General features: G+C 38.3%; 6 protein-coding genes and 2 pseudogenes. 4 read left to right on the forward strand and 4 right to left on the reverse strand.

What is annotated here, in order from left to right:
• Positions 1-169: pseudogene (locus tag G468_RS25455) on the reverse strand (IS91 family transposase); the annotation flags it as partial.
• A 58-nt stretch (positions 170-227) separates the two neighbouring features.
• On the opposite strand from G468_RS25455, the gene G468_RS0115095 reads away from it, so the two are divergent.
• On the forward strand, positions 228-851 hold the full coding sequence (locus tag G468_RS0115095) for an AAA family ATPase (RefSeq protein WP_026823783.1): 624 nt from the start codon (positions 228-230) through the stop codon (positions 849-851).
• A gap of 590 nt (positions 852-1,441) precedes the next feature.
• On the opposite strand, the pseudogene G468_RS0115105 reads toward G468_RS0115095, so the two are convergent.
• The 3 genes and pseudogenes from G468_RS0115105 to satP all read right to left on the reverse strand — a co-directional run.
• A pseudogene (locus G468_RS0115105) lies at positions 1,442-2,329 on the reverse strand (replication endonuclease); the annotation flags it as partial.
• Positions 2,330-2,517: 188 nt separating this feature from the next.
• Positions 2,518-2,631, reverse strand: coding sequence for a DUF5347 family protein (locus tag G468_RS25140; protein WP_162143435.1), 114 nt, complete (start codon positions 2,629-2,631; stop codon positions 2,518-2,520).
• A gap of 49 nt (positions 2,632-2,680) precedes the next feature.
• On the reverse strand, positions 2,681-3,247 hold the full coding sequence (satP, locus tag G468_RS0115110) for an acetate uptake transporter (RefSeq protein ID WP_026823785.1): 567 nt from the start codon (positions 3,245-3,247) through the stop codon (positions 2,681-2,683).
• A 350-nt stretch (positions 3,248-3,597) separates the two neighbouring features.
• Between satP and dnaK the strand changes: the two genes are divergently transcribed.
• The 3 genes from dnaK to G468_RS0115125 form a co-directional block, all read left to right on the forward strand.
• Positions 3,598-5,523, forward strand: coding sequence for a molecular chaperone DnaK (gene dnaK, locus G468_RS0115115; protein WP_026823786.1), 1,926 nt, complete (start codon positions 3,598-3,600; stop codon positions 5,521-5,523).
• Positions 5,524-5,638: 115 nt separating this feature from the next.
• Positions 5,639-6,775, forward strand: a complete 1,137-nt coding sequence (dnaJ, locus tag G468_RS0115120; protein WP_026823787.1) for a molecular chaperone DnaJ — start codon at positions 5,639-5,641, stop codon at positions 6,773-6,775.
• Positions 6,776-7,219: 444 nt separating this feature from the next.
• A partial coding sequence (locus tag G468_RS0115125; protein ID WP_162143434.1) for a helix-turn-helix domain-containing protein occupies positions 7,220-7,434 on the forward strand: 215 nt, incomplete at its 3' end.

Here is a 7,434-nt window from a genome sequence, read left to right on the forward strand (position 1 = left end):
ATTCAGGTGAAGAACAGCAATAACGGCGAACGCCCATAGCGCAGGTGCTGCAGGCGAGCATCTTTTCGACAGAGAGTAGTTGCCATTCATCTATGTGATTATTTTCGATGAAAAGGTTCCATCCGTCATCGTATTGAAATAGCAGTTTTGCAGGTCTGGGGATGTACATAGAGCAGAGTATAAAAGACGAGAAGGGAATTGCCTAGAAATAGAGCGCCTTTGCCGCGATGCTCACGCCAAAGGCGTGCTTATGTTCTGTTGTTATAGATGATCCTATATCAAGTCTATCACAAAACTATATTTATGATATAGCATCTTTTATTCATTATAAAATTATAAATAACGAAATGATTTCTAAAGTTATTATTCTGACGCATAATCTATTCTTTTTTCATGAGCTAATTAAATTAGGCCCTGGGGAGAAAAAATTTACTAAAAAATATAATTTATATAGAGTATATAAAAATTCAAACTCAAAAGTTGAGGGAATGGAAAAAGAGCAAATTAAGAATGAGTATCAGTCTTTTTGGCAAATTATAAAAGATGCTAGTGAAAATAAAGCACCAACTGCTATATTACCTAATGTAATGAGAAATATATTGGAATATTATTTTTCATTTGTGTATAAAATTGATGATCTAAATAAACAACTATGTAATTTATTGAGTGAAACTGAAGATCAGAACTATCGTGCTTTTTATCGATTTATAAATAGAAGTTCCCACTCTGACTCTTTCAACGTTCATATGTTAGGAGAGATGACTGCTAATCATTATTTAGATTTATTTAAGAAAATTTTTGAAAAAACAGGAGACTTAAGGCATTATAATAAAATGCGAGGTATTGAATAAAAGGAGTTACCGATGAGGATAATTCTTTAGCGTCTAGGCCATGATCGACAGTGCTGGCACACCGTTTCCCAGCGGCCAAATCTAAAACGCAAGTACTGCCGAACAATAACTGGCTTTAGCATGGCTTTTCTCCCTTACAAGATTATTAATGTTGCCATTAACAGCCTTTATACACTTCATATAAAGCAATATATTATGTGAATAGGAGATAGAGAAGTTCCTCATGCGGTAACCCAAATATATTAATATGGTTTTTATTATTTTTAAAGGATTATTTTTAAGAAACTATATTATTGTATAAATTAAATTTTTTATCATTTTATTACTTTTTACTAACAATAAATAATCAAGTTTATATCAAAAATATTGCATTTAATTATTAATAAATATATTCAATTTTTTAATGTTATTATTTTATGAATAATAATATGTTAACATGAATTAATAAATGAAATTATTGCCTTTTGCGAAAAATTTTTATCTGTTTTTTCATTGTCATGTTTCATTTGCTGGTAATAATTCTCTTTAAAATCAAACTCCTCACCAAACCTCCCTTCCCCCAAAACACCCCCTATCTAACCCCCCTGCAAACCCCCATTTCTACAGTTATTGCCAGAACTCCGAGGCGCGCCGATGGCGCTTTTTAAAGGCTCCTCGTCCTCGCTAGCAGGGACTTTCTTTACTAATCGGTATTTGCGGCAACGGGTTTTTATTATCTCGGCGGCGGGGTTAAGTTGGGCATAAATGCCGACCACTTTTTGCACTTCTTCATCGTAAGCGTTGAGCTGGTCGTTGGTTTGGTAGGCAACGCGCAGGGTTTGTTGATTGCGTGGAGTACAGGGGCCGCCTTGGGCTTGAATATAGGCAGCAAAATCACCTTCATCGGCCGCTTTTCTGACCTGTTCGGCAATTTCGCCTAATTTGTCGGCAACGGATAGGCTTCTTAAGCGGCGACATTCACGGTAAACCCCTTTTGAAGGAAGATTATAAAAATGAAATTGTGGGATCCGCCAGGTCGATGCCCAGGTAGTGACGGCAGCGGCCATTTCAGTCAGTGGCTTGCCAGTTTCAAAGTCAACATCCCCGTCTAGTGCGTAACCGTCGATATTTTTAGCGATGTATTTAGCAATGTAGCCAACGGCACCACCTCTATTCATATGCTTACATGCAAAACGATGTTGCTGCGCCCCTTTTTCGTCAGGGTCATCCGCCAGTGCTTTTTGGCGCATAATTTCAATCGCTTTGGCGCGACTAGCCTTATCGGTAAAAAGTAGCAAATGCCAGTGCGGGGTGGCGTCATGATGAGTTTCTACCACCCGGACACCATAAACATTGACTTCGTTGTCAGCGAAGGCGGCACGAATACGTGACCAGACTTTAACTAAATAGCGCTGGCCATCTTTCGGCGTAAAAGCTTCATTTTTCCATTTATGGTTGATCACGGCAATGTTGTTTTTTCCGCGCTGACGTAATTTGGTAAGCCAGCGTATTTTAAATGGACAGAAAACAGGCTAATGAGTTACTTCCTTTCATCCTGTCATTGCTGTTTTATTATTTGTTCCATCGACAAAGGATTCGGATCGATAGTCGTGTTCATGCGCAATTGTCCTTTTTTAGCTAAAAAAGCCCCTGGCGTTGTGAGTGGCATTAAATTTCTAACGGTAATTTAAAGCGGCATTGCGATATGCTTGGGGAGTAATGTCGATAATGCTTTTAGTTGATTGATGGCCTGAATAATGGCCTGTTGCTGTTGTTTATTAATAAAATCACATCTAACCAGTAGTTAACAAAGCAGCATAAACTGCTTTATTAATATCGCTGGATGCTATTTAAGAATGATGACCAATAGGTAATATTGTGCGGCCAAATTGTTCATTAATGACTTCAGCCATAGCAAGGTAAAAAGCGCTGGCGCCACAGATAATGCCTTCAAAACCGGCAATAGTAAGTATGGTTTTGTTTTCATACAAATTACCAATCGCTAACAGCGCAAAAAGTACCGTCAGACTAGCAAAAACAAATTGTAGGACGCGATTGGCTTTTAATGTGCCGATAAACATAAACAAGGTAAAGATACCCCAAAGTGCTAGGTAAACTGCGAGAAAATTTGCTGATGTTGCTTGTACGGACGCGATATTAGGCAGCATTAGTAAGCCAACTAAACTTAGCCAAAACAAGCCATATGATGAAAATGCAGTTGCGGCAAATGTATTTCCTTTTTTATATTCAAAAATACCGGCAATAATCTGAGCAATACCACCATAGAAGATACCCATACTTAGTATTACTGAAGTTAATGGAAAAAATCCTGCATTGTGAATATTTAATAAAATGGTTGTCATACCAAAACCCATCAAACCTAATGGGCCCGGATTGGCAATATTATTTGCACTCATAAATTCCTCTAAATGTCATTAAATATATAATATTCAATAGGATATAAATTAATATATGCTATTGGGGGTTACGAAAAGCAAGTATAATAGGTAGTGTTAGGTTCAAAACAAAGATTAAAATGACTTTTCATCTAAAAATAATTTTTTACTTTCCCCTTGATGAATATTTTTATGTCCCCATTTTAATGAAAAGCGTAGTTACCAATGGTCAATCTATCAACCTGTCACAAGGTGCCTCGTTAGATAGATTTTTTTGAGGTCAGGGAAAAAATCCCTTGAAAAAAAGTTCAATGAACCTCATATAGGTTGGTAACTAGATTGGTTAAGAATTCCCTTTGGAGGCTGTTTAGATGGGTAAAATTATCGGGATTGACCTGGGTACAACTAACTCTTGTGTAGCTATTATGGATGGCGCAAGTGCGCGGGTATTGGAAAACAGTGAGGGTGATCGTACCACACCTTCTATTATTGCTTATACACAAGATGGTGAAATTCTTGTGGGGCAGCCGGCAAAACGACAGGCAGTGACAAATCCACAAAATACACTTTTTGCCATTAAGCGTCTGATTGGACGTCGCTTTGAAGATGAAGAAGTTCAACGTGACGTTTCTATTATGCCTTATAAAATCATTGCCGCAGATAATGGTGATGCATGGTTGGATGTTAAGGGGCAAAAGATGGCTCCTCCTCAGGTTTCCGCTGAGGTGTTGAAAAAAATGAAAAAAACGGCGGAAGATTATTTGGGTGAACCTGTTACTGAAGCTGTTATTACTGTGCCTGCTTATTTTAATGATGCTCAGCGTCAAGCAACTAAAGATGCGGGTCGCATTGCTGGTTTAGATGTAAAACGTATTATTAACGAACCAACTGCAGCGGCGCTTGCTTATGGTTTAGATCGTGAAGTAGGTAACCGTACTATCGCGGTATATGACTTAGGTGGTGGTACTTTTGATATTTCAATTATTGAAATTGATGAAGTCGATGGTGAAAAAACCTATGAAGTGCTGGCAACTAATGGTGATACTCACTTAGGTGGTGAAGACTTTGATAATCGTCTGATCAATTATTTGGTCGATGAATTTAAGAAAGAGCAAGGGTTTGACCTACGCAATGATCCGTTAGCAATGCAACGCTTAAAAGAAGCAGCAGAGAAAGCTAAAATTGAGCTCTCCTCTGCTCAGCAGACCGATGTCAATCTGCCTTACATTACCGCAGATGCCAGTGGTCCGAAACATATGAATATTAAGGTGACGCGAGCAAAACTTGAATCACTGGTTGAAGATTTGGTTAAACGCTCAATGGAGCCATTGAAAGTTGCACTGCAAGATGCAGGTTTAAATGTTAATGATATAAATGATGTCATTCTTGTTGGTGGTCAGACGCGTATGCCAATGGTGCAAAAAGCGGTTGCTGACTTCTTCGGCAAAGAACCTCGTAAAGACGTTAACCCTGATGAAGCGGTTGCTATTGGTGCGGCGGTACAAGGTGGTGTCTTAGCGGGTGATGTGAAAGATGTCTTGTTACTTGATGTAACTCCACTATCTTTAGGTATTGAAACTATGGGTGGTGTAATGACAACGTTAATTGCCAAGAATACCACTATTCCGACTAAACACAGTCAGGTGTTTTCAACAGCAGAAGATAACCAGTCGGCAGTTACCATTCATGTATTGCAAGGTGAACGTAAACGTTCAAATGATAACAAATCATTAGGACAGTTTAATTTGGATGGTATTCAAGCGGCACCGCGTGGTATGCCACAAATTGAGGTTACCTTTGATATTGACGCTGATGGTATTTTACATGTGTCAGCCAAAGATAAGAATACTGGCCGCGAACAGAAGATTACCATTAAAGCATCTTCTGGTCTGAAAGAAGATGAAATCCAAAGAATGGTAAGCGATGCAGAAGCCAATGCGGAAGCAGATCTTAAGTTTGAACAGTTAGTTCAGGTACGTAATCAGGCTGATCAATTGATTCATGGTACGCGTAAACAAATTGAAGAAGCAGCTGACAAGTTACCTGCTGATGATAAAACTAATATAGAGAAAGCTATTTCTGAGCTGGAAACTGCGATCAAAGGTGAAGATAAAGCTGTCATTGAAGAGAAAATACAAGCTTTAGTTCAAGCTTCTGCCAAACTACTAGAGTTAGCTCAACAGCAAGCTCAAGCAGGTACAACTGATGCAGGCGCAGGCGCCCAGCCTAAGCGGGATGATAATGTTGTTGATGCTGAATTTGAAGAAGTCAACGACAAGGATAAAGATAAAAAATAGTGGCCCTTAGCGGGCACAGTAATAGTGTTAGGATTATTTCCTCTGTTACTGAAAACCGAGTACGGGCGTTGGGGGAACTCTACGCCCGTTTCCGTGTGTTAAGGGTAAAATAAATATGGCAAAAAGAGATTATTATCAAGTTTTAGGCGTTACTAAAACAGCTGACGAAAAAGAGATCAAAAAAGCATATAAACGTCTGGCGATGAAGTATCATCCAGATCGTAATCAGGGAGATAAGGAAGCAGAAAGTAAGTTTAAAGAAATTAAAGAAGCTTATGAAATTTTAACTGATGCGCAAAAACGCGCTGCTTATGATCAATATGGACATGCTGCTTTTGAACAAGGTGGTATGGGTGGCGGTTTTAGCGGGGGTTTTGCTTCTGGCGCTGATTTTAGTGATATTTTTGGTGATGTATTTGGTGATATTTTTGGTGGTGGTCGACGTCAGCGGTCGGCTCGTGGGGCAGATCTTCAGTACGAAATGACATTAACCTTAGAAGAAGCAGTTCGTGGTGTCAGTAAAGAGATCCGTATTCCAACCCTGGAAAAATGTGATGTTTGTAACGGAAGTGGCGCTAAACCAGGCACCAAACCAGAAACTTGCTCAACTTGTCATGGTGCAGGCCAAGTGCAGATCCGGCAAGGATTTTTTGCAGTTCAACAAACTTGCCCAACTTGTCATGGTCGTGGCCAAATCATCAAAGAACCTTGCATTAAATGTCATGGCCATGGACGAGTAGAGAAATACAAAACTTTATCGGTAAAAATTCCTCCAGGAGTTAATACTGGCGATCGGATCCGCTTAAATGGTGAAGGTGAGGCCGGTGAAAATGGCGCTCCAGCCGGTGATCTCTATGTTCAGGTCAATGTCACACGGCATGCTATTTTTGAGCGCGATGGGAATAATTTATATTGCGAAGTGCCAATTAATTTTACGATTGCAGCATTGGGTGGTGAAATTGATGTACCGACACTTGATGGTCGGGTGAGCCTCAAAATCCCAGCTGAAACACAAACAGGAAAAATTTTCCGTATGAAAGGAAAAGGTGTTAAGCCTGTTCGTGGTGGTATGACGGGTGATTTGATGTGCCGCATTCTGGTGGAAACCCCGGTTAAATTAAATGAAAAACAAAAAGCATTGCTAAAAGAATTTGGTGAATCCTTGAATGGCGAAAGTGGTGGTAAGAATAGCCCTCGTTCAAAGAGTTTCTTAGATAGTGTGAAAAAGTTTTTTGATGATCTGACTAAATAAGGGTAGTTGGCTAAATTAACAGAGCATCGATAGTAAATGATCGATGCTTTTTTATTAATTAGAAAACAAGATTATTTAATTTGTTTAATAGAATAATAAAAGATTAATGAGATGTATTATAAAGGAAATTAATTTATTGCCTTTAATTTATTATTTATAGTTATTTTATTAATATTACTTATGCAAATTATATTTAACAGTCTAATTTTGAAGACAAATTTTGCCTGTTTTATATAAATTTCTTGCTTAAATTTTGTTATAAAAATAAATTGAGATTAATTCCAACATGTTAAACGTGTGCTTAACAGAATTTTCTATACAATTTAGTTTTATTTTTAATTAATTTATTGGATAGGTGTCACCGATCATGCAAAACTGATCCACTAACGATCATCTAAAACTGATCCACTTGGTATTATTCGCACATTTTTGTACGGATAATTTATGTTAACCAAGGAGATATTTGTGGATATTCATGTTCGCTTTGCACAAGGACAAAGCCTTCGAAAAATTGCCAGTGAGTTGGGTATATCCCGTAACACCGTAAAACATCATTTACAACAACAGACAATGCCAACTTATGCTAAAAGAAGTCAACAACCGACTAAATTATCCCCCTTTAAACCTTATTTGCTTCAGCGAATTGAACTGGCTAAACC

The sequence above is a fragment of the Arsenophonus nasoniae DSM 15247 genome (assembly GCF_000429565.1).
In the GTDB taxonomy this organism is placed as follows: domain Bacteria; phylum Pseudomonadota; class Gammaproteobacteria; order Enterobacterales; family Enterobacteriaceae; genus Arsenophonus; species Arsenophonus nasoniae.